Here is a 23,197-nt window from a genome sequence, read left to right as displayed (position 1 = left end):
ATATACTGTAACATACATTTGGGTCTATTTATAAAGTTCGTATTAATTTGAATATCAAAAAATTAAATTAAAGTTAAATTTTTGTGGTATCTTTAATCATACTAAATACCCTTATAATGCCCGAAACTTTACTTCAAATAAAAACTTTTTTTCAATCTGAACGTCTTAAAAAATATGCCAAACGCTTCGGTTTTTTTATTTTGGGTTTAATTGCAATTCTTCTTCTAGCCTGCGGTGCTTTGTCAATTTATTTCAATCAGAATAAAGCTGAAATCGTTGCGAAAGTCAATCATAAAATCAATGAAAATATTAATGGTAAATTTCACGTAACCGATTTTCATTATAAGTTTTTAACCGGATTTCCCAATTTTACTTTAGCCTTAAAAGATGTCGAACTAAAAGACAATCAATGGAATTCGCACAAACACACTTTACTAAAAGCCAACGAAATTGAAGCCCGATTGAACATCTGGAGTTTGATGCAGAACGAAATCAATATTCACAAAATTGTGATTAATGATGCTCAAATTAATATTTACAAAGCTGCAAACGGCTATTCTAACACCAATATTTTTAAACCTAAAAAGAAAAAAACACCATCGAATAACGAAAAACCAGAAACCACAATTGACGAAGTTCTTTTAGATAATGTTCATGTTTCTATTGATAATCAGCTCGGACATAAATTATTTGATTTTGATGTTTCGAGTTTAAAATCGAAAGTTGATTATGACGACGATAATTGGACGACAGATTTGTTTTTGAAAACTAAAATCAACAGTCTCGCTTTTAATACCGTTCACGGAAGTTTTGCCAAAGAAAAAGAACTCGAAGGGCATTTTGACATTTCATATAATGATGAAAAAGAGAAAATTGACATTAAAACCAAAAACTTAAAAATTGGTTCTGACTCATTTGATATTGTTGCTTTTTTTAATATTGGAAAAGGAAATTCGCTTTCCGGAATCAATATCGAAACCACTATTTTGTGGCGAAGTGCCTCTAATTTATTATCGGGAAATATCAGCAAAAAACTGAATCAGTTTGATTTGAAAAAACCTATTGAAGTCAATTGTGATATAAAAGGCGATTTGAATGTTGAAGGCGATCCGAAGATCGTGGTTCAAGCAATTATTAAAAATAACGAACTTACGATTCCAGACGGCTTATTTACCAATTGCAGTTTTAAAGGAATTTTTACCAATAATTTCAAACCACAAAACGGATTTAACGATCCGAATTCGGCGATTGTTTTAACCAATTTTAAAGGTGAATATGAAACTATTCCGTTACGAATTCCGCAAGCCGTTATAAACAATCTCGAAAAACCAATTGCCACCGGACTTGTAAATGCCGATTTTGATATTTCGAAACTTAACGGAATGATGAATGAAAAAATGCTTCATTTTGAAAGCGGCCATGCCAAAACCAATTTGAGATTTCAGTTTGACATAGTAGATCTTTACATTAATAAACCTCGTTTTACAGGCGATGTTGATATTGACAGCGCTACATTTGATTATATTCCGAAAGGCATTCGTGCAGAAAAAACAGCCGTGCAATTGTCATTTACACAAGAGGCGCTTTACATCAAAAAAATCGCTTACAAGCACAAAAAGAATATCATACAGATTGACGGAAAAATTGATAATTTCCTAAATCTCTATTACGACGCACCCGAAAAAATGGTCGTAAATTGGAATATCTACTGCCCTAATATTGATGTAAAACAATTTTTGGGGATTTTAAAAAACAGTCCCACCCAAAAAACGGCACATCAAAAATCAGCTAAAAAGAATGTGAATTTTACCAATCAATTAAAATCGGTTATTGACAAATGTACCGCTGTAATTAATCTAAAAGCCGATAAAATCACTTACGGTGCGCTGACTGCAACCAACACAAAAGCAACGTTGCAAATGCTGAATTCGAAATTGCTGCTTAAAAATGGAAACGTACAAACTTCTGGCGGTACTATTACTTTTAACGGCGCCATAGAACCTAAAGGAAATAATTATATTTTTAGCTCTGTCGCACAGGTTCGCAACGTAGATATTGCCAGCTTTTTAAAATCGTTTAATAACTTCGAAATCAAATCTTTTAGTCCGAAAAACATAAAAGGCCGACTTAGCAGTGACGCCAACGTAACGGGATTCATGAACGGAAAGGGTAATCTAATTGTCAACTCCATGCGCGGAAAATTAAGTTTTAAAGTCAACCAAGGCGCACTGCTCAATTTTGAACCGATTATGAAAGTCGGCAAGTTTGCGTTTCCGCGTCGTGATGTTGAGAATATTACGTTCAGCGATTTGTCCGGCGATCTTACTCTTCGCGGTGAGCAGATTGATATTCATAAACTAACTATAAGCTCCAGTGTTTTAAACCTCGACATCGACGGTATTTATTCTTTCGGCCGAGGCACCAATCTCGCACTTACTGTTCCGCTTCGAAATTCTAAAAATGATGCCCAACTCGCCACCAAAGCCGAACGAAAAGCAGTTCGAGAACGCGGTATTGTATTGCATTTGATTGCTTATGATAATGAGGGGAAAATGAAGATTAAGTGGGGGAAGAGGGATAAGGAGTGATGTTTTATTTCTCTTTTTTGTCATGTCGAAAGGAGAAATCTCCACAAGAGGCTCCGCAAAGTTTGATTCAGATTGTAGAGTTACTCGTGGAGATTTCTCGTTCCTCGAAATGACAAATCGGACTTAAATATTAATTGTTTATATTTATCGGAGACAAATTTATCCGACAATGCCACCAATAAACCTCTGGACACGAGAAGAATTAATCGTTGTCTTTAATTTATATCTTAAAATTGAATTTGGAAAAATGCACAAAAACAATTCTGATGTAATTGAATTAGCAAAACTTATAAACAGGACTCCAAGCTCAATAGCAATGAGACTAGGTAATTTTGCAAGTGTTGATCCTTTTCATCAACAAAGAGGTATAAAAGGTCTAGGAAATGGAAAGAGACAAGTTGAACCTATATGGAAAGAATTCTTTAATAATAAAGAAGAACTATTATTTCAAAGCGAAGAAATATTGGCTAAAAAAGAAAATACTTCTCTTGAAAGCAAATACAATGATATTCTTACTGACTTAAAAGAATTAAAAGGTGAAACGAAAATTCGTGAAGTAAAAACAAGGGTAAACCAATGTTTTTTTAGAAAATTGGTTTTAACAAATTATGCAAACAAATGTGCAATTACAGGAATCGATATTCCTGAATTATTATTTGCCAGTCATATAATACCTTGGTCTGCAAATGAAGAACATCGTTTAAATCCTGAAAACGGAATTTGCTTTTCTGCGCTTTATGACAAAGCATTTGACAAAGGATTAATCGGAATTAATACAGATCACAAAATCATATTTTCTGAGACATTAAAAAAGAAAAAAAATACTGAATACTTTCAAAAATATTTTGCTCCAATAGAAAATAATGAAATAATTAAAGCTCAAAAATATCTTCCAAACAAGGATTTTTTGCAACATCATTTAGATATGATTTTCAATAAACAAATATTTTGAAAACAAAAAAGCCACTCTTCAAAGTGGCTTTCTCATTTAATCTTTAATAAATCTTACTCAACCTCCAAATAAGGATCCAGAATCTCAGCTAATTTATGCAGCCAATAAAAACTATCTTCAAGGCTTATGCTTTGTTGCTGCAGAAATTCTTTTTCGTGCATTGCATTAAGCGCAAGAACATAATTTACTTGTCGAATGCTTTTCGCCATACTTTTGGTATCAATTGAATTGTTGAAGAATTCAGTTAACCTTAATTGGGTTTCTTGTGAAAGATTGTTTGTACTCATAATCTGAAAGTTTAAGGAATAATAAAACCCGCAAGGGTTAGCTGTCCTACGCCTTTCAGAGCGTTGCGGTTGTTTCCAATACCGCCAGCGTACCGAGCGGGCAGAAGTTTTGTCTTTTTCATAGTCTGAAAGTTTAAGGACTTCAAATATATGAAAAACAAAATATAAATTGTAGGTTTTTTCTTTGTTTTTAAATTAAAATACTATAAGTATATTTTCTCTAAATCGAAATTACAAAATTGAAAAATAAATCATTTTAAAATTTCATAATATTTCCTTAACTCACTTGTCTTTTTCCTTTAGAATAAATAAGTTTGAGAATGAATCATTAAATTATGAATCATTAAATTATGAACCATTATGAAAGTACAAATCAACACCGACAAAAACATTGAAGGAAGCGCAAGATTAGAAACTTATTTTGCTGCAGAAGTAGAAAAAAGCTTAGATCGTTTTCAGGATAAAATTACACGTGTAGAAATTCACTTTGGAGATGAAAATGGAGAAAAATTCAGTCTGCACGACAAAAAATGTGTAATAGAAGTTCGTCCTGTAAAATTACAGCCAATCACTGTAACAGAACACGCCGAAACACTAGAAAAAGCTTTTAGCGGCGCTTTGGCAAAAGCCAAAAAATCGTTGACTACAACTTTCGAAAAAATTAAAGCCCATTAATTTTTGAACCATATAAGTGATATAAGTTCATTTAGAATTACTGAATGAATTAATCTCGCAAAGACGCGAAGCCACAAAGTATTTAAATAAACTTTGCGGCTTCGCCTTTTTTATGGATCGCAATAAATGAAAATCTTAAATTTTCTTATATCACTTATATGGTGAAACATAAAAAAGAACATTAATTTATTTTTTGAACCATATAAGTGATAGAAGTTCAGTTTAGTTTTACTAGAAAGAATTAATCTCGCAAAGACGCGAAGCCGCAAAGTAGGTACTTTACGGCTTCGCGTTTTTTTATAAATAGCAATAAATGAAAATCTTAAATTTTCTTATATCACTTATATGGTTCAAAAAAATTATGATTTTGGTAAAGGCGCTCCAACTGCAATATCGCAACGGTGTCCTGGTTGCCCGTGTGCAGGGTTCATTCCGTCGGCAACTTTTGCTTCGCCTTCTGTGCTTAACAATGCCGGCACTGGATTTGCTTGTGGTGTCACGGTAAAATTCTGAGAAACCGTTCCGTTTTGTGATGCGTTTGTCGTTGCTGTCGTTTTTGCTGCAGGCGAATTTAAAGGCGCTCCAACCGGAATATCACATCTGTGTCCTGGCTGTCCGTGAGGCGGATTCATTCCTTTTGCTGTTTTTACTGGTGTTGTAGTAGTCGTAACAACTTGCGGTTGACCAGTGTTTACTTGAACTGTCTGCCCTGCTTGCGCCTGAACTGCTTGTGCTTGTTGTGTCGGAGCCGAATTCAAAGGCGCTCCAACTGCAATATCACAACGGTGTCCTGGCTGTCCGTGAGCAGGATTTATTCCTTTTGTATCGCTCAAAACCGTATTTGGGTTTGTCAACTGAGTAGCTGTCTGTGCTGCTGGTGTCTGTACTTTTGAAGTATCTTTTGCAAGTCCAAGTCGGATTAATTCGGATGTTGCTGTAGTTTCTTGAGGCTCTAATTCTTTTTTGCAGGAAACTAAAAGCAGCGAAGAAATTATAATTGAACTTATGTAGATTTTTGTATTCATAATTTGGGAATTTTTAAGCTCTCAAATATACTCGTTTTTTGAATTTAAACCATATAAGTGATGTAAGATAATTTAAAGTTTAACTTTGAATTACTTTAATGATTTGTCTTGAAGTTTTAAAATTTATTTCATGCAGATTTTACAGATTTAAGCTGATCAACGCAGATTAATTAATTTAAATCTGCTCAAATCTGCAAAATCTGCGTGAAATCTTCCATCCATTCAAAATCATTCTTAACTTTAAGCTTTTAATTTATCTCTCATGAAAAAAATCACTTTACTTCTTTTATTCATTACCGCTTTCGCGAATGCACAAGCCGACAAAGACAAAATCAACAAAACATTAGACGCATGGCACAAAGCTGCTGCCGATGTTAAGTTTGAAGCTTATTTCAGCGCCTTAAACGACGATGCAATTTATATCGGAACCGATGCGACAGAAAATTGGACAAAATCGGCTTTTAAAACTTGGGCAAAACCTTATTTCGACAAAGGAACAACTTGGAATTTTACGGCTTTAGAACGTCATATCTTTTTTGATAAATCGGGAAAAATTGCTTGGTTTGACGAATTGCTGAATACACAAATGAAAATCTGCCGCGGTTCTGGTGTTTTAGTGAAAGTTGGAAACGAATGGAAAATTCAACATTATGTTTTATCAATGACAATTCCGAATGATGAGGTGGATGCCGTAACCAAAATTAAATCGCCGATTGAAGACGTTTTGATTTCAAAGCTTCAGAAAAAATAAACATTTTTGCTAATTCTTTTTATAAACATAACTTTTATAGCGTTTTACAAATCGGATTAGCAAATTAATTTTAATAAATTCAGCAAAAACAGTGCTTTTTTTGAAGTACAAAATAAGATAGTTTCAAAAAAAGCACTTCAATTTTACAAAATCAACCAAAATAAAAGCCATACCTCTAATTTAACAGCCCTTCAAACTAGAATATTTATTTTTTTTTAACTTTGACCCCAAAAAAAATAGGGTTAAACAAAGTATTTTAAAATGAAAATAGAAAAACGCTGGGTCATTTCCTTCATAATGATAAGTGTCGTATGCATTATCGGTGCATTTTGGCCAACTGTAACAGAAAATAATTATGTTTTATCCGCATTTGCAACAACAGATCATATTGTAACTGCCGATGTTGCCTGGATGCTGACTTCTTGTTGTCTTGTCTTGATTATGACACCGGGATTATCATTTTTTTACGGCGGAATGGTCGGTAAAAAGAATGTTATTTCGACTATGCTTCAAAGTTTTATATGCTTAGGAGTGGTTACACTTTTATGGGTTGTTGTTGCTTTTAGTCTGGCATTTGGAGAACCAGTTGGTTTTGGTTCTGGCGATCATTTTTACAGTTTTTTCGGAAATCCGTTTACTTTTGCTTTTATGGATTATGTTGGCGTTCTGCCTCATAAACAATTAGCGAGTACAGTTCCGTTTATGCTTTTTGCTTTATTTCAGATGAAATTTGCAATTATCTGCCCTGCTATTATTACGGGGTCGTTTGCAGAACGTGTTCGTTTTATCTCTTATTTAATTTTCATTAGTTTATTTACCATTTTCATATATGCTCCTTTATGTCACGCCGTTTGGTATCCGACGGGAGTTTTAGGAAGCTACTTTGGGGTAAAAGATTTTGCCGGCGGAACTGTGGTGCACATGAGTTCTGGATTTGCCGCTTTGGCCGGAGTTATTGTTTTAGGAAAAAGAAAAAACAGTCAGCATATTCCAACCAATATTCCGTTTGTGTTATTAGGAACAGGAATGCTTTGGTTTGGCTGGTTCGGATTTAACGCCGGATCTGCACTTGCTGCCAACGGAACTGCTGCAATGGCTTTTGCAACCACTACAACTTCTTCTGCTGCGGCGATGTTAACTTGGATTTTCTTTGATAGAATGAACGGAAGAAAAGTTTCGGCACTTGGAGCTTGTATCGGCGCTGTAGTTGGTTTAGTTGCCATTACGCCTGCCGCAGGTTTTGTCTCAGTTCCTGAAAGTATGTTCTTCGGATTTGTGACGGCTTTGGTTTCTAACACGGCTGTTAATTGTAAATATTCAAAAAGATTTGACGATACGCTTGACGTTTTTGCCTGCCACGGTGTCGGCGGTATTATGGGAATGATTTTAACGGCTATTTTTGCACACGGAGAAAACGCGAGTTTACTTCACGGCGGATGGAATGTTTTCGGACATCACATGATGGCCTTGGTTTTGGTTTCAATCTTTACTTTCTTCGGGGCTTATTTCTTATTCAAAGTAACTAACTTTATTATTCCCCTAAGAGTTTCAGAAGAATCAGAACACATCGGATTGGATTTATCACAACATGATGAAACCCTTGATCCTAAAATGTTAGCCGTTCCTGAAACCCCAGAATACAGCTAAAATTTATATATTTTTTTAGCCACTAATTACACAAATTTTCACAAATTATTTTTTTTTAGCATCAGCTTTGCTGATTTGTTTTGAACAAAAAAACAGAAGAAAAAATTAGTGGAAATTTGTGTAATTCGTGGCAAAAAAACTTATTTACACTACTTCATTCGTTTATATTCCTTAATTTTGCACAAAATTTTTGTAAAAGTGGGAAGTAAAAACAAACTAAAAAGATTCAGAGAAAACGAAACATTTCAAAACGTTTTTCAGCCAACACGCGAAGAAGTTGTTGGTGATTTAATGCCTTTAAAAGGAAAATGGAATTCTGATTTCTTTAAAAATGATAATCCATTAGTTTTAGAATTAGGATGTGGAAAGGGAGAATATTCTGTTGGATTAGCAGAGAAATACCCAGACAAAAATTTTATCGGAATCGATATTAAAGGTGCGCGTTTTTGGAGAGGTGCTAAAACCGCTGTAGAAAACGGACTTCATAATGTGGCTTTTATCCGCACACAAATCGAATTGATCAATCATATTTTTGCCGAAGGCGAAGTTGATGAAATCTGGATTACTTTTCCAGATCCGCAGATCAAATACAAGAGAACCAAACACAGAATGACCAATTCTGAGTTCTTGAAATTGTACAAAAAAATCCTGAACAAAGACGGAGTTGTAAACCTAAAAACCGACAGTGAATTTATGCACGGTTACACACTTGGTTTACTGCACGGAGAAGGTCACGAAGTACTTTATGCCAATCATAATGTATATAAAAATGAAGGAAGTCCAGAAGTGGTAACTTCGATTCAGACTTTTTATGAAAAACAATATTTAGAAATTAACAAGGCAATTACGTATATTCGTTTCAAAATTAAAGACTAATTTAATTTTCCAAACGAATACACAACTTACAAATTGACTGAATGGCCTTATTTACTCCCTTTCTTTCTGGCTTTATAGCTGCTGCAATTGGAATTATTCCGCCTGGATTAATTAACATGACCGCAGCCAAAATAAACCTGAAAGAAGGTAAAAAGAATGCTTTGTGGTTTGTAATTGGTGCTGTTCTCGTTATTTTTTTTCAAGTATATGTTGCCGTTCTTTTTGCGCGGGTGATCGATAATCGTCCCGATGTTGTAACACTGCTTCGCGAAATAGGTTTTGTCATTTTTTCGATACTTACCATCTATTTCCTTTTTATTGCTAAAGAACCGAAAACCAAAAAGAAATCAAAGATTAAAAAAAGCAGCAAAAAAAGCCGTTTTTTCCTCGGAATGCTGCTTTCTGGTCTTAACTTTTTCCCGATTCCGTATTACGTTGTCGTGAGCGTTACTTTGGCTTCGTATCACCTTTTTGTTTTCGAAAACAACATTATTTTCACTTTTGTATTAGGCTCGGTTTTAGGATCTTTTGCTGTTTTGTACAGCTACATAGCTTTCTTCGGAAGAATCGAGAAAAAAACCGATTACCTAATGAAAAACATGAACAAAATCATCGGATCGATTACGGGATTGGTTGCTATTGCTACGCTTATTAATATTTTGAATTACTATTTCGGTTAAAAAACACCATTAAGAGATTATCAAAAATTAAGTGTTTTATCTTAATTAATTTTATTTCTCAATGGTAAAAATATTTTAAAATGGCTGAAGAAAACTTTTTTGAAAGAGTATATGTAATTGCAAGACAAATTCCGTTTGGGAAAGTAACTTCTTATGGCGCAATTGCAAAAGCTTTGGGAACTGCCCGTTCTGCGCGAATGGTCGGCTGGGCAATGAATGCGTGTCATAATATGGACGATGTTCCAGCGCATCGCGTTGTCAATCAAAAAGGACTTTTGACAGGAAAACATCATTTTGACGGAACTAATTTAATGCAGCAACTTTTAGAGAACGAAGGTATTAAAGTAGTCAATAATCAGATTGTAGATTTTGAGAAGCACTTTTGGAAACCAGAAGTTGAGATTTAATTTTTTTCACCATATAAGTGATATAAGTTCATTTTAGTCAGAGCTAAATAATTTTTCTCTCGCAGATTTTACAGATTTAGGAGATTAATTCTTCACAATCAAACAAAAAATCTGTCGAATCTGCTAAATCTGCGGGAACAAAAAAACGCATTGCAGTGCGTCTCTACAATAAAAATCCTTGTCAACTTTAATAAATTTCTTTTAAATGAACTTATATCACTTATATGGTTCAAAAAAAAAAATCAAATAAGGCAAATCACAAAATCGGTTTTTTCGGCATCTGTTTGGTAACTTAGATAACCGCCGTGTGCTTCCACAATATTTTTAGAAAGCGTTAAGCCGATTCCGGCGCCGTCTTTTCTAGTGGTGAAAAACGGCAGGAAAACTTTGTCTCGAATTTCTGAGTCTACTCCTCTTCCATTATCCGAAATCACAATAAAAAAACGGTTATTTTCGGTATAACTTGAAAGAATCAATTTCTTTTCTGATTTTTCTTTTAAGGCATGAATGCTATTGGTTATCAAATTAATAATTACTTGTTCCATTTGGTTTTTATCTATCAAAATAGAACGTGAGCTGTTGATTTCATTTATCAATTCGATTCCTTCTGCCTTCAAAATTGGATTCATAATTCGCAGACAATCTTCAAACAAAGCATTGATCTGCGTCATTTGTTTGTTTGGTGTCGGCAGCATGGCAAGTTTTCTGTAATTCTCAACAAAAACCTGTAAATGATCGCTTCGGTTTATGATTGTAGAAATACTGCTTTTAATATCTTCAAAATCATCTTCTTCTAATTCTTCCTGATCTACAATATGAAGTAGATTTTGCGAAAGCGCCCGAATCGGCGTTAAAGAATTCATTAATTCATGCGAAATAATTTTCATTAAATTAATCCACGCTTCCTTTTCTTTTTTCTCAATTACACGCTGAATACTATCCAATAAAATGATAAAATATTCTTTGTTATAGGTTTGTGTAATTGAAGTTTGAAGCATAAAAGTCTGCAGATCATGATCTTGAATTTTAACTGAAATCGCGGTTTTAAGTTCGCTGAAACCTACTTTTTCAATTTCATCACAAAGCGCTGGAAGATAATTTTTAAGATATTTCCAATGGCTTACTTTTGGCACTTTAAATAATCTCGAAAAACAATCATTCATTATAAAAACCGACCAAGTTTCATTTTCTTTTTCTAAGATTAAAGCCGCTGTATCAATACTGTTCAAAATCGAACGATAAATCAATTCTTTGGAAGTCTGTTCTTGTTTTTGCACTTTTAAAGTGTCATACAATTGATACAAACTTTTGAAATTATCTTTTTTATTCTCGTCTGGAAAATTGGCCGAAAAATCGTTGTGCAGAATAGAATTGATCGTTTTGTCATAAAACAAAAGTTGATTTTTGACAAAAAAATACATTTCGAAAAGAAATATCCCTGCAAAAAAACCAACTAAAATAGCATTGAATTTAAATCCTTTGTAAAACAAAAAAGCGCTACAAAGAAAGAGTATCATTAAAAATAAAACTCTAACAAATAGCGCGTTATAAAATTTCCAATTCTTCATTTATATTATTTTTTGCCACAGATTAAAAGATTAAAATGATTTTAGCTTCTAAATCTGCGGAAGACTTTATTTTTAGACAAAGAATAAAGATCATTTTAATCCTTATAATCTATGGCTAAACTTATTTTAAATCATATTTTTCAATTCTTCTATACAAAGCGGCGCGGGATAAACCTAATTCTTCAGCGGTTTTGCTGATGTTTCCGTTGTGTTTGAATAAAGCTTTTTCGATTGCTCCTTTTTCCATTTCAGACAGCGGATTTTCGTCGTTTTCCTGAATTTCTTCAAAGTCTAAAATATCCAAATCGATTACAGAAATTGTATTGTTTTCGGCCAAAATAAGGGCGCGTTCAATCTTATTTTCCATTTCGCGGACATTTCCTTTCCACGGATATTTTTCCAGATAAGGCGCTGCATTTTCTTCAAAATGCCAATTTTCCTGATTGTATTTTTCAGCAATCTGCTCCAGAATAAAATTCGCCATCGGGACAATATCATCTTTTCTTTCGCGTAAAGCGGGCAGATTAATTTCCATTGTATTAATTCGGTACAATAAATCTTCACGAAAAGTTTTATTCTTGACTTCGGTTTTAATGTCGCTGTTTGTTGCTGCAATTACACGAACATTGAGCAGACGCGGTTTACTTTCTCCTAAACGTGTTACCGTTTTAGTCTGCAAAACGTGCAGTAATTTCGCTTGAAGATGCAACGGAATATTTCCTATTTCATCCAAAAATATAGTTCCGTTTTGAGCTGTTTCAAATCTTCCAGCTGTGTCCACTTTTGCATCTGTAAAAGCACCTTTTGCGTAACCAAAAAGTTCACTTTCGAACAAATTATCGCTCAAAGATCCCAAATCTACATGCACAAAAGGCTGATTTTTTCTTTCAGAATGTTGATGGATGTGTTCTGCAAAAACATATTTTCCGGTTCCATTTTCACCTAAAATCAAAACGTTAGCGTCTGTTCTCGCTACTTTTTCGGCTATTGCATAAGCTTGTTTTATTTTGGCAGAAGTTCCGACAAAATACCTTTTTTCGGTTTGTTCTGTATTTTCTGCGGCTGTTTTTTTACTGTTTTTTCTGCTTTCTGTTACTGCCTTATCAATTACCTCTAGCAGTTTTTCGTTGTTCCAAGGTTTTAGAACATAATCAAAAGCGCCAATTTTTATGCCTTCAACAGCGGTTTCGATTTTACCAAATGCCGTCATCAAAATCACGATTGTATTTGGAGAAAGCGTTTTGATTTCTTTCAGCCAATGAATTCCCTCGCGCCCGTCTTCAAAACCAATTCGATAATTCATGTCCAGCAAAACCACATTTATTTCATTTTCATTTAAAAGAGAAATGATTTTTTTAGGATTGTTTTCTGTAAAAATGGTTTCGAAATGCTTTTTAAGAATCATTTTTGCCGAAAAAAGAATTTCTTCCTGATCGTCAACAATTAATATTTGGGCTTGTTTTTTTCGCATGTTTTTGGTTTTATGTTCGCTTTCGAACGGTCAACTGTTCATTATCGAACACTGCTTTTTTAAGTCCATTTTCAAAGCCTCTTTAAAATCAATGCTTTACAAAAAATAAATTTTATGGCACAGTATTTACCTATTGACTATCAGTAAATTATTAAAGAAATGGACAAGATAATTCCTCGTAAAAATAAAAAATTTAGATATCTCTCAATAGCAATTGCTGTTTTTTTAGTTTTGGCTGTCATCGTTTTTTTTGCCTTTAATACCAAAAGAACTTTAAATGTAAAAACAGAAGAAATAACCATTCAAAAAGCAGAAAAAGCTTTCTTTGAAGACTTTGTAGTTTTTCAGGCAAAAGTAGAACCTCTAAATTTGATGCTCGTAAATGTTACCGAGGGCGGTTCTGTAAAAGAGATTTTTGTAGAAAATGGCGCAATGGTAACCAAAGGACAATCATTGGCGCGTTTGTACAACCCAAATACAGAATTAAATTATCTTACTCAAGAAACGGCTATTATTGAACAAATCAACAACTTAAATACAGGAAAACTGAATATTAGAAATCAGGAATTGAACTTGACAAAAGATTTTGTTTTAATCGAGCATGATTATAATGATGCCAAAAGATTGTACCATATGAATTCTAAGCTTTACGATAAAGAGGTAATTTCTAAAAACGACTGGAATACGTTTAAAGAAAGTCTTCGTTTTCAGGAAGAGCGCAAAAGAACAATTCAACAAAGCATTCAGAAAGAAAAACAAAGCAATCAAGTTCAGATTTCGCAGATCAATCGTTCGATTCAGACTATGGAGAAAAGTTTGGACATTCTTAGAAATAACAAAAAGAATTTCCTGATTACTGCACCAGAAACGGGAAGATTAACTTCTTTTGAACCGGTTTTAGGAAAAACTTTTCAGGCTGGAGCAAGCATCGGAAAAATCGATTCTAAAAAAGGCTATAAATTGGTCGCAGAAGTGGATGAGTTTTATTTGGAAAAAATTAGAGAAGGTCTAAAAGGTCAGGTTGAATTTAAAGGTTCAAATCTTGAAGTTTTAGTTACCAAAGTTATTCCAGAAGTAAAAGGCGGACGCTTTACAGTTGAACTGGTTTTCACATCAAAAGAAAACATTGTATTACAAGACGGACTTAGTTTTGGCGTAAAATTGATTTTATCTGAAAAGAATAAAACATTAGTAATTCCGAGAGGAAGTTTTAACCAAGAAGCGGCAGGAAAATGGATTTTTGTCGTAAAAGGAAATAAAGCCGAAAGAAGAAATATCAAATTAGGACGCGAAAATCCTTCGTATTATGAAGTTCTAGAAGGCTTAAAAGAAGGAGAATCGGTAATTACTTCATCTTATACAGATTACAAAGACATAGAAGTGCTTTCGCTGGAATAATATAAGTTTCATTTGTTTCAGGTTTCAAGTTTCAAGTTTCAAGTTAACGCAACGAAAAGAACCTGAAACTTGAAACCTGAAACAAAAAAATATAAAAACATCAATCATCAATCAAAAAACGTATTTAATAACATTTCAAAACCTTAAAAATTATGATTACGATTCAGAATTTAACCAAAGTTTTTAGAACAGAAGAAATAGAAACTGCTGCTTTGAGCGGTATCAACTTAGAGATTAAAAAAGGAGATTTTCTAACTATTATGGGGCCTTCTGGCTGTGGAAAATCGACTTTACTAAATATTATTGGACTTCTAGACAGCGCCAGTGACGGAAGCTACAAATTGTTAGACCAAGAAATGATCGGTTTAAAAGAAAAAGGAAGGGCTAAAGTGCGAAAAGAAAACATCGGATTTATTTTCCAAAACTTCAACTTGATCGACGAGCTTTCTGTTTACGATAATATCGAACTGCCTTTACTTTACAACAATGTAAAAGCTTCTGAGAGAAAGCAAAAAATTGAAGCCATTGCAGAGAAATTAAATATTTCGCACCGATTGAAACATTTTCCGCAGCAGCTTTCTGGAGGACAACAACAAAGAGTTGCGGTGGCAAGGGCTTTGGTAAACGATCCGAAAATTATCCTTGCTGATGAGCCGACTGGAAACTTAGACAGTAAAAACGGTAACGAAGTGATGGAACTTTTAACCGATTTACACGCTAAAGGCGCTACAATCCTGATGGTTACCCACTCTGATTATGATGCTTCTTTTTCGCAAAGAACGATTCATATGAAAGACGGAGTTATATTTTCTGAAAAATTAAATCAACGAAATGTTGATGTTTTTATGGACGCTAAATAATTAAATGATGATTAAAATTATTGTTACTGCATTCGTTATTCTGGTAGAATTTGTCTGCAAAATTTTTACAATGCTTTAAAGAAAAAATCTTTAAAAAAAACTCATTTAACTAAAAACATATACCATGATTTTCAACTGGTTTAAAATATTTATCTATCATTTAAAGCAAAGCAAACTGTTTTCGCTTTTAAATGTTTTAGGATTAAGCATCGGAATTGCGGGCGTGATTTTCGCGATTTTGTATTGGAATAATGAACATTCGTACGATCAATGGAATCCAGGAAAAGAAGACACCTACATGGTTCTAAACAAAATCGGAGCAACCGGGGATACTTGGGCAACCAGTTCGATTCCGTTTGGAGAAACCTGCAAAGCGACTATTCCTGAAATCGAAAAAATCTGTTTTTTTAATACTTGGTACGATCAGGATATTATCAAATATCAAGGTCAAAAATTATTGACTAAAAAAATAATGGTCAGTGATAATAATTTCTTTGATTTTTTTCCTTTCGAAATTTTAAAAGGAGCCAAAACAAATATTCTAAAAGAAAAAAACAGCGTTGCCATTTCTGAAGAACAGGCCCAATTACTTTTTAAAGATCAGGATCCAATTGGTAAATCTGTCTTTTACGGAACTGCAAATTATACTGTAAAATCGGTTTATCGTGTTACCAGACCTTCTTCTATAGAACCAAATTATGTTTTCAGCGGTGTAAAAAGAGATGGCGACGAAAACAGATGGGGAAATTTTAATTATGGTTTCTTGATTAAAATCAAAAAAAATGCTGATCCTGCTTCGGTTTTAAAGAAAATGCATAACGTAAACTTTGTAAACCGTACTGTAAAAGATGCCAAAGAAAGCGGACAGACAGTGGAACAATATGTAAAAGAAAACGGCGAAATTAAAATTATTCTGGATCAGTTAAAGACTGCTCGTCTGCATGGCACAAAAGCCTCTGGAAGTAATTTTCCTGAAGGCATGGGCAATTTAAAACTGCTTTATATCATGGCTGGCTTGTCTGTTTTAATTTTGATTTTATCGCTTGTAAATTATGTAAATCTTGCAACGGCATCGGCAATAAAACGTGCCAAGGAAGTTGGTGTTCGCAAAATTGTCGGCGCAACGAAAAAGCAGATTATCACTCAGTTTATTTTTGAAACTGCTATAATTGTGCTTCTTGCTATTGTCTTTGCGCTTGCTATTGTAGAGCTATCATTGCCTTTTTACAACAACTTTTTAGGGAAAAATTTGACTATAAATGGCAGTGAATTTTACCTGCAGCTCATTTTAATATTTGGATTAGTTATTATTTTGGGCGGTATATTTCCTGCTATTTATATCTCAAATTTTGAAACTTTAAAAGTTTTAAAAGGCAATTTTTCTAGAAGTAAAAGCGGTATTTGGGTTCGAAATTCAATGCTTATTTTTCAATTCGGAATCGCAGCATTTTTCATCATTGGTGCTTTGATTGTCAATTCTCAGGTTAATTATATGATAAATAAAGATCTGGGATTCAGCGGCGATCAAGTTATTTCGATTCCATACAACAAACCAGATCGATTTAAAAGAACACAGCAATATTTGGTTGACAAACAAGAAATAGCCAAAATTCCTGGAGTTAGAGATGTTTCTACATTCGCTGGTTCTTTTGGAGGAAGCACCAATTCAAGTTCTGGATTTACACATAATGGTATTTTTGTACAGCCAAGAAATGTCGAAATGGATTTTGGTTTTCTGGATATGATGAAAATCAAAATTGTTCAAGGACGTGATCTATCTCCTAAGTTTGCATCAGACACAATCAACAGCATGCTGATGAATGAAACGCTGGTAAAAATATTAAATCTTAAAGACCCGATAAATACTGTTGTAACCTCTGGATGGGGAGATGAAAAAGGTAATTTGAAATTTAAAGTTGTCGGCGTTGTAAAAGATTTTAATATTACTGGTTTACAAAATAAAGTACCGCCAATGGTCTTTATTAATCTTAAAACTTTAAAATGGAATAACTTTAATAATGTGTTTGTAAAGGTATCTCCAAATAATTTAACAGAAACGTTAGAAAAATTGAAATCGTATTGGGAGAAAAACGTAAATCCTGATTATCCTTTTGACTATGAATTTGTTAACAAAGGGTTCGCTAAAACTTATGAAGAACAAATCAAGCAAAAAAATCTGTTTTTTATCTTAAATATGGTTGTAATTATAATTGCTGTGTTCGGATTGTTCGCTTTGGCATCATTTTCGATGGAGAGAAGATTGAAAGAAATTGCCATTAGAAAGACATTAGGTGCAGAAACCGATATTTTATTAAAAGAATTATCAAAACAATACGTTCTTTTCTGCTTAATGGGGTTTGGAATCGGAATTATTCCTGCCTATATCTTATTACAAAAATGGCTTGAAGATTTTGCTTTCAGAATTGGAGTTTCTCCAATTCCGTTTGGTGTAGCATTGATTTCGCTTCTTTGTTTGACATTAGTAATTGTTTTAACAAAAGCGTATCAAGTAACCAAAATTGATGTATTGAAGTATCTTAAATACGAATAAACTTGTAGACCATTTTTTTTAAGAAGCCCGACAGATTTCAGTTAAATCCGTCGGGCTTTTATTTTTTATTTCATTGTAACAGCATCAGAATAAAGCAGTTTATCTAAACTATCGTCTCTTCCGTAAACATCTGGAAAGAAATTAATTTCTCCGTTATCCTGAACCCAAGCTGTAAACTAACCAATGTAAACCGGAATTTTATTTTTAAGCATACAGGTTGTTTCTTTTTCACCGCTCATTGCTTTGTCAATTTTATCGACAGGCCAGTCTGGATCGTCTTTTAAGATTTCTAATGCCAGTGCTTTTGCTTCTTTCACATTTATACAACCGTGGCTGAACGTTCGTTTTTCAAATTCAAATAAACTTTTTGCAGGCGTATCATGCATGTAAATATCGTTCGGATTCGGGAACATAAATTTTACCAAACCTAAAGAGTTTTTAGGACCGGGTTTTTGTCTCACTTTTCCGCCGTTCCATTCCATATTATGATCGGCAAGATAGTTTTTATCGTTTGCCATCTGCAGTTTTAATTCGTTCTGAATGATGCTTTTCGGCACATACCAATACGGACTGAAAACAATTCGATCCATTGTACCGCTAAAAATCACCGTTTCACTTAATCGGCTTCCCACAAAAATATCCGAAACCAGCGCGTACTGTCCGCCTTTCACATAAAACATTCTAAATGATGGAATATTAACCATAATATATTCATTGGCTTTCGCTAATTTGGTCGGAATCCAACGGCAGCGCTCCATGTTCAGCATAATCGTTTTGATTCTTTTACTGATCGGTTCGTTAAGTTGATTGATATGATCTCTTGTAATGGCGTAATTCAGTTTTAGATTGTATCTTCTTTTATAATTCAAAACTCCCGCCATTAATTCTTCGTCATAAATATCGCTCTTATTGTCTTGTTTAAGATCGCCGACGACATATAATCGCTGTCTTATCTGCTTAATTGCTATGGCAGTATCGTCTGGTCTTAAATCTTTATAATTGGCGCTGTCGATCGTAATTTTCTGCCAAAGATTGTCTTTTTCTATTTTGCGATATTTTTTTAAAGCATCCTGAAGTTTATAATATTGATTGAATAAGAGATAATCGTCTTCATTCAGACGACTGTTGTCTACAATTAGCGAATCTAATATTCTGGAATACGAAATGGTTTTGGACGGAAGATACCATCCAATCTTTTTTAAAGTTGCCGAATCTACACCAGAATAGACGTTGCTTGCGTAAAAAACATACATGTTGGTGAGCAGTAATTCGGTATCAATCTGCGGCGGTACAATATTATCACTTTCGTTAAATGCTTCGTCTATAACCTCTTTGTAAGGCATTGTACTATCTATTCCCTGATCTTTAAGAACATTTACCTTTTGATATAATAAGGCTCCAAATTCTGATATACTTTTGTCATCATACCAAATCGATTTGTATTCTTTGGCTTTATAAATACCCTCAACATCTTTTTGGTATTTTTTGAGTTTTGGATATTTTTTAAAAAAAGAATTAATCGCTGCGGCATCAATAGTTACTACGGCATATTTAGAAACAACAGCAGATTCTATGCTTTTTATTTTGTCTGGGGCTGCCTTAAATGAAAATGCAAAAAAACTGATTGCAATGAGAATCGTCGGCAAAGTAAAATTTCGCATATTTTTAAAGTTTAAGTTTGAAGAAAAAACTTTTAAAAAAAATATCGAAAACTCAATAAAATGACCTAAAAATAAGTTTTCACATACTTTTTACTATTTGAAAATCACAGACTTAAGGCGTGTCAAATATAATCAAGTTTTGTGAGAATCTAATTCAAAAAAGAAGAAAATTTAGACAAAAAGACCCTCTATTTTCATCTTAAAAACCTTCGTTATTTTAAAAGAAAATTTTTACATCCAAAACATTCATTCTCAAAATAGTGACGAAAATCTCCATAGAATAATTTTGAATAATCTCAATATCAATAATTACAATTCAAAAAACGTTTAATTCCGAACTTAATCCGTTATCTTTGCACCCTGAAATCAGTTTAAATAAATATTATCTTATATTCTGATTTCGTACAATACAAAAATAGCCCATCACAATGAAATTAGATAGAAAAGAAATTCTTAAAGCTTTAGAATCAATTACTATAGCTGGAGAAGGAAAAAATATGGTTGAAAGCGGTGCTGTAACCAACGTTATTACTTTTGGAGACGAAGCCGTTGTAGATTTGGTATTGCACACACCTGCAATGCACATTAAAAAAAGAGCCGAAGACGATATTAAAAAAACAATTCACGAATTAATTTCGCCTGACGCAAAAGTTAAAGTAAATATTAAAGTAGAATCTCCAGAAAAGCCAGAAATTAAAGGCCGCGCTATTCCTGGAATCAAAAATATTATTGCTGTTGCTTCTGGAAAAGGAGGAGTAGGAAAATCTACTGTAACAGCAAATTTGGCGGTAACGCTTGCAAAAATGGGCTTTAAAGTTGGTGTTTTAGATGCTGATATTTACGGACCATCGATGCCGATTATGTTCGATGTTGAAAACGAGAAACCAGTTTCTATTACGGTTGACGGAAAATCGAAAATGAAACCAATCGAAAGCTACGAAATCAAAATGCTTTCTATCGGATTCTTTACTGCTCCAAGCCAAGCTGTAATCTGGAGAGGACCAATGGCTGCAAAAGCTTTAAACCAAATGATCTTTGATGCAGATTGGGGAGAATTAGATTTCATGCTTCTTGATTTACCTCCAGGAACAGGAGATATTCACTTATCGATCATGCAGTCGCTTCCTATTACTGGAGCGGTTGTAGTAAGTACACCACAAGCTGTGGCACTTGCAGATGCTAAAAAAGGAGTTGCAATGTTTATGCAAGATAATATCAATGTTCCTGTTTTAGGAATTATCGAAAACATGGCTTACTTTACACCAGAAGAATTACCAGAAAATAAATATTATATCTTTGGACAAGAAGGTGCAAAAAATCTGGCTGCAGATTTAGAAGTTCCGTTCTTAGGAGAAGTTCCAATTGTACAATCTATTCGTGAAGCGGGAGATTACGGTCGTCCTGCAGCATTACAGACTGCTTCGCCAATCGAGAAAGTATTCGAAGAAATCACTCGAAATGTTGTACAAGAAACAGTAAACAGAAACGAAAGTTTACCAGCAACAGAAGCCGTAAAAATTACAACAATGGCAGGTTGTTCGGCAGTTAAAAAAAATTAGATAATTAGATAATGTGCCAATTAGAGAATGTACATAATATCTAATTGGCACATTATAAATTGACACATTATAATTATGACAACAGAAGAATTAACAAATAATGTTTTATTGGCCTTAGACGAGATAAGACCATTTTTGAAATCAGACGGTGGAGATATTTCATTGATTTCTATTGAAGATGATAAACATGTAAAAGTTCGTTTGGAAGGAGCTTGCATTAGCTGCAGCGTAAATCAAATGACACTGAAAGCAGGTGTCGAAACAACAATAAAAAAATATGCGCCGCAAATTGAAACTGTGGTAAATATTATGTAAATCGTTTAATTGTTTTCGACTTTATGTTTTAACAGTATATAGATCTACTTCAGGAATCTAGAACATAATGCATCCCAAAATGATATTGCATTATAATAAGCCAAAAACAGAAATCGAAAAGCTAAAATTAATTATGAAGGATTTGGACACGTTTTCTAATCCTAAAATAAAATTCCAATAATTTAAAATGGATGTATTAATAAAGATTAAAGATCGAGAAGGAGTTATTCACGAATTACAAGCTCCTACTGATATGGCAATGAACATTATGGAGTTATGCAAAGCATACGAACTTCCTGTTGAAGGAACCTGCGGCGGTATGGCTATGTGCGCTTCGTGCCAATGTTATGTTCTAAATGATGTTGCATTACCAGAAATGGGAGATGAAGAAGAGGCTATGCTTTCTGAAGCGTTTTACGTTAAATCTAATAGTCGTTTAGGCTGTCAAATTCCAATTACCGAAGACTTAGAAGGATTGGAGTTAGAATTGGCTCCTGAATATTAAAATATAAAAAAAGCGAGAACCTCAATTCTCGCTTTTTTATTAACTTATATATTCCGTAGGATATCTGGTCGGTGGAAAAAATAATATTGTTTGTCGCAAAACAATATTCAATAATCAACGTTCCTACGGAACGTGCAACCGTAATTCAAATTTATTTTCTACCGAGCAGGCATTCCTTCGGAATGTAGATTGGTATTCAACAACAAACCCGACAGATTTTAAAAACCTGTCGGGTTTGTTGTTGAATAATGATATGTCTATTTATCAAAAAAACCGTAATCACTTTTACGTAATCACGGTTTTTCCTTTTTAACAATTTTCTTCAACTATATTTTTATACCAAACCTGCTTGAATTAAATATTCAGCGATTTGAATGGTGTTAGTTGCGGCACCTTTTCTTAAATTATCAGCAACAATCCACATGTTTAATGTATTTGGCTGGCTTTCGTCACGACGAATTCTTCCAACGAAAACATCATTTTTACCTTCTGCGTACAAAGGCATTGGATATGTAAATGTATCTAAATTATCCTGTACTACTACTCCATCTGTATTATGTAGAATTTCGCGAACTTCATTAACTTCAAAATCATTTGTAAACTCTACGTTTACTGCCTCGCTGTGGCCTCCAACAACTGGTACACGAACTGCAGTAGCTGTAACTCTGATCGTGTTATCACCCAAGATTTTTTGAGTCTCACGAACTAATTTCATTTCCTCTTTAGTATATCCGTTATCTTCGAAGCTGTCGCAATGCGGGATTGCATTTCTGTGAATTGGATATTTGTATGCCATATCTCCTTGCACTCCAGCATACTCATTTTCTAATTGTTTTACCGCTTTTACACCAGTTCCTGTGATAGATTGGTAAGTAGAAACAATAATTCTTCTGATGTTGTATTTTTGGTGCAAAGGTGCTAAAGCCAAAACCATCTGAATTGTTGAACAGTTTGGATTTGCAATAATTTTATCTTCTTTCGTTAAAACAGAAGCATTGATTTCTGGTACAACCAATTTCTTAGTCGGATCCATTCTCCATGCTGATGAGTTATCGATAACGGTCGTTCCAGCAGCAGCAAATTTTGGAGCCCATTCTAAAGAAGTATCCCCACCAGCTGAAAAAACAGCGATATCTGCTTTCATGTCAACTGCTGTTTGTAAACCAACTACCTTATATTTAGTTCCTTTATATTCAATTTCTTTTCCTACTGATCTTTCAGATGCAACAGGAATTAATTCTGTAACAGGAAAATTTCTTTCTGCTAAAACTTTAAGCATTACTTCGCCCACCATTCCGGTAGCACCTACAACCGCTATTCTCATTTTTATATTTTTAAATAAATCAATTATTCTAATTTGTATGGCAAAAATAAGTATAATAAAAGTCTCCGCAAGGTGATTCACAAAAAATAACAAAATG

At 33.8% G+C, this 23,197-nt stretch carries 20 protein-coding genes; 14 read left to right on the top strand and 6 right to left on the bottom strand.

All coding sequences use genetic code 11. The features are described from left to right. Window positions 1-116: 116 nt before the first annotated feature. Window positions 117-2,588 (top strand): AsmA family protein, encoded by a 2,472-nt coding sequence (locus ACFSC2_RS12420; RefSeq protein WP_379815123.1) that lies wholly within the window; start codon window positions 117-119, stop codon window positions 2,586-2,588. Window positions 2,589-2,757: 169 nt separating this feature from the next. After that, the gene (locus ACFSC2_RS12415) at window positions 2,758-3,540 is read left to right on the top strand and encodes an HNH endonuclease (protein WP_379815126.1); all 783 of its coding nucleotides are present in this window, start codon (window positions 2,758-2,760) and stop codon (window positions 3,538-3,540) included. Between the two features lie 53 nt (window positions 3,541-3,593). Here ACFSC2_RS12415 and ACFSC2_RS12410 read toward each other — a convergent pair whose 3' ends face one another. Next, the gene (locus ACFSC2_RS12410) at window positions 3,594-3,827 is read right to left on the bottom strand and encodes a hypothetical protein (RefSeq protein ID WP_379815128.1); all 234 of its coding nucleotides are present in this window, start codon (window positions 3,825-3,827) and stop codon (window positions 3,594-3,596) included. A gap of 360 nt (window positions 3,828-4,187) precedes the next feature. On the opposite strand from ACFSC2_RS12410, the gene ACFSC2_RS12405 reads away from it, so the two are divergent. After that, window positions 4,188-4,502 (top strand): HPF/RaiA family ribosome-associated protein, encoded by a 315-nt coding sequence (locus tag ACFSC2_RS12405; RefSeq protein WP_379815129.1) that lies wholly within the window; start codon window positions 4,188-4,190, stop codon window positions 4,500-4,502. Window positions 4,503-4,861: 359 nt separating this feature from the next. On the opposite strand, the gene ACFSC2_RS12400 is transcribed toward ACFSC2_RS12405, so the two are convergent. Next, window positions 4,862-5,527 (bottom strand): hypothetical protein, encoded by a 666-nt coding sequence (locus ACFSC2_RS12400; protein ID WP_379815130.1) that lies wholly within the window; start codon window positions 5,525-5,527, stop codon window positions 4,862-4,864. Window positions 5,528-5,789: 262 nt separating this feature from the next. Between ACFSC2_RS12400 and ACFSC2_RS12395 the strand changes: the two genes are divergently transcribed. The 5 genes from ACFSC2_RS12395 to ACFSC2_RS12375 all read left to right on the top strand — a co-directional run bounded on the left by ACFSC2_RS12395 (window position 5,790) and on the right by ACFSC2_RS12375 (window position 9,888). Further along, window positions 5,790-6,278, top strand: a complete 489-nt coding sequence (locus tag ACFSC2_RS12395; RefSeq protein WP_379815131.1) for a nuclear transport factor 2 family protein — start codon at window positions 5,790-5,792, stop codon at window positions 6,276-6,278. A 261-nt stretch (window positions 6,279-6,539) separates the two neighbouring features. Next, a complete protein-coding gene (locus tag ACFSC2_RS12390) occupies window positions 6,540-7,925 on the top strand; it encodes an ammonium transporter (protein WP_379815132.1) in 1,386 nt (461 codons plus the stop codon). A 198-nt stretch (window positions 7,926-8,123) separates the two neighbouring features. Continuing rightward, the gene (trmB, locus tag ACFSC2_RS12385; RefSeq protein ID WP_379815133.1) at window positions 8,124-8,801 is read left to right on the top strand and encodes a tRNA (guanosine(46)-N7)-methyltransferase TrmB; all 678 of its coding nucleotides are present in this window, start codon (window positions 8,124-8,126) and stop codon (window positions 8,799-8,801) included. A gap of 41 nt (window positions 8,802-8,842) precedes the next feature. Continuing rightward, window positions 8,843-9,481, top strand: coding sequence for a LysE family transporter (locus ACFSC2_RS12380; protein ID WP_379815134.1), 639 nt, complete (start codon window positions 8,843-8,845; stop codon window positions 9,479-9,481). Window positions 9,482-9,561: 80 nt separating this feature from the next. Further along, window positions 9,562-9,888: an MGMT family protein gene (locus tag ACFSC2_RS12375; RefSeq protein WP_263523981.1), complete on the top strand. Its 327-nt coding sequence runs from the start codon at window positions 9,562-9,564 to the stop codon at window positions 9,886-9,888. Window positions 9,889-10,130: 242 nt separating this feature from the next. Here the strand turns inward: ACFSC2_RS12375 and ACFSC2_RS12370 are convergent, their stop codons facing one another. Both ACFSC2_RS12370 and ACFSC2_RS12365 read right to left on the bottom strand, forming a co-directional pair. Then, entirely contained in the window at window positions 10,131-11,456 is a 1,326-nt protein-coding gene (locus ACFSC2_RS12370) for a sensor histidine kinase (RefSeq protein WP_379815135.1), read from the bottom strand. Window positions 11,457-11,577: 121 nt separating this feature from the next. Then, window positions 11,578-12,927, bottom strand: coding sequence for a sigma-54-dependent transcriptional regulator (locus ACFSC2_RS12365; protein WP_379815136.1), 1,350 nt, complete (start codon window positions 12,925-12,927; stop codon window positions 11,578-11,580). A gap of 159 nt (window positions 12,928-13,086) precedes the next feature. On the opposite strand from ACFSC2_RS12365, the gene ACFSC2_RS12360 reads away from it, so the two are divergent. From ACFSC2_RS12360 to ACFSC2_RS12350, 3 genes are all read left to right on the top strand, one after another. Beyond that, on the top strand, window positions 13,087-14,325 hold the full coding sequence (locus ACFSC2_RS12360) for an efflux RND transporter periplasmic adaptor subunit (protein ID WP_379815137.1): 1,239 nt from the start codon (window positions 13,087-13,089) through the stop codon (window positions 14,323-14,325). A 152-nt stretch (window positions 14,326-14,477) separates the two neighbouring features. After that, on the top strand, window positions 14,478-15,185 hold the full coding sequence (locus ACFSC2_RS12355; protein ID WP_057115876.1) for an ABC transporter ATP-binding protein: 708 nt from the start codon (window positions 14,478-14,480) through the stop codon (window positions 15,183-15,185). 124 nt (window positions 15,186-15,309) lie between these two features. Continuing rightward, window positions 15,310-17,736: an ABC transporter permease gene (locus tag ACFSC2_RS12350; protein WP_379815138.1), complete on the top strand. Its 2,427-nt coding sequence runs from the start codon at window positions 15,310-15,312 to the stop codon at window positions 17,734-17,736. Between the two features lie 176 nt (window positions 17,737-17,912). On the opposite strand, the gene ACFSC2_RS12345 is transcribed toward ACFSC2_RS12350, so the two are convergent. Then, complete coding sequence (locus ACFSC2_RS12345; protein WP_379815139.1) at window positions 17,913-19,397, bottom strand: L,D-transpeptidase family protein; 1,485 nt, start codon at window positions 19,395-19,397, stop codon at window positions 17,913-17,915. A gap of 428 nt (window positions 19,398-19,825) precedes the next feature. On the opposite strand from ACFSC2_RS12345, the gene ACFSC2_RS12340 reads away from it, so the two are divergent. From ACFSC2_RS12340 to ACFSC2_RS12330, 3 genes are all read left to right on the top strand, one after another. Next, complete coding sequence (locus tag ACFSC2_RS12340) at window positions 19,826-20,956, top strand: Mrp/NBP35 family ATP-binding protein (RefSeq protein ID WP_379815140.1); 1,131 nt, start codon at window positions 19,826-19,828, stop codon at window positions 20,954-20,956. A gap of 75 nt (window positions 20,957-21,031) precedes the next feature. After that, complete coding sequence (locus ACFSC2_RS12335; protein WP_057116000.1) at window positions 21,032-21,271, top strand: NifU family protein; 240 nt, start codon at window positions 21,032-21,034, stop codon at window positions 21,269-21,271. A gap of 187 nt (window positions 21,272-21,458) precedes the next feature. Further along, window positions 21,459-21,776, top strand: coding sequence for a 2Fe-2S iron-sulfur cluster-binding family protein (locus ACFSC2_RS12330; RefSeq protein WP_057121545.1), 318 nt, complete (start codon window positions 21,459-21,461; stop codon window positions 21,774-21,776). Between the two features lie 334 nt (window positions 21,777-22,110). Here ACFSC2_RS12330 and ACFSC2_RS12325 read toward each other — a convergent pair whose 3' ends face one another. Further along, window positions 22,111-23,100, bottom strand: coding sequence for an aspartate-semialdehyde dehydrogenase (locus tag ACFSC2_RS12325; RefSeq protein ID WP_379815141.1), 990 nt, complete (start codon window positions 23,098-23,100; stop codon window positions 22,111-22,113). Between the last annotated feature and the right edge of the window lie 97 nt (window positions 23,101-23,197).

This window comes from Flavobacterium artemisiae (assembly GCF_042678225.1).
Taxonomy (GTDB): domain Bacteria; phylum Bacteroidota; class Bacteroidia; order Flavobacteriales; family Flavobacteriaceae; genus Flavobacterium; species Flavobacterium artemisiae.
Note: the sequence above shows the minus strand (reverse complement) of the source record. Positions and strands in the feature narration are given on the sequence as shown.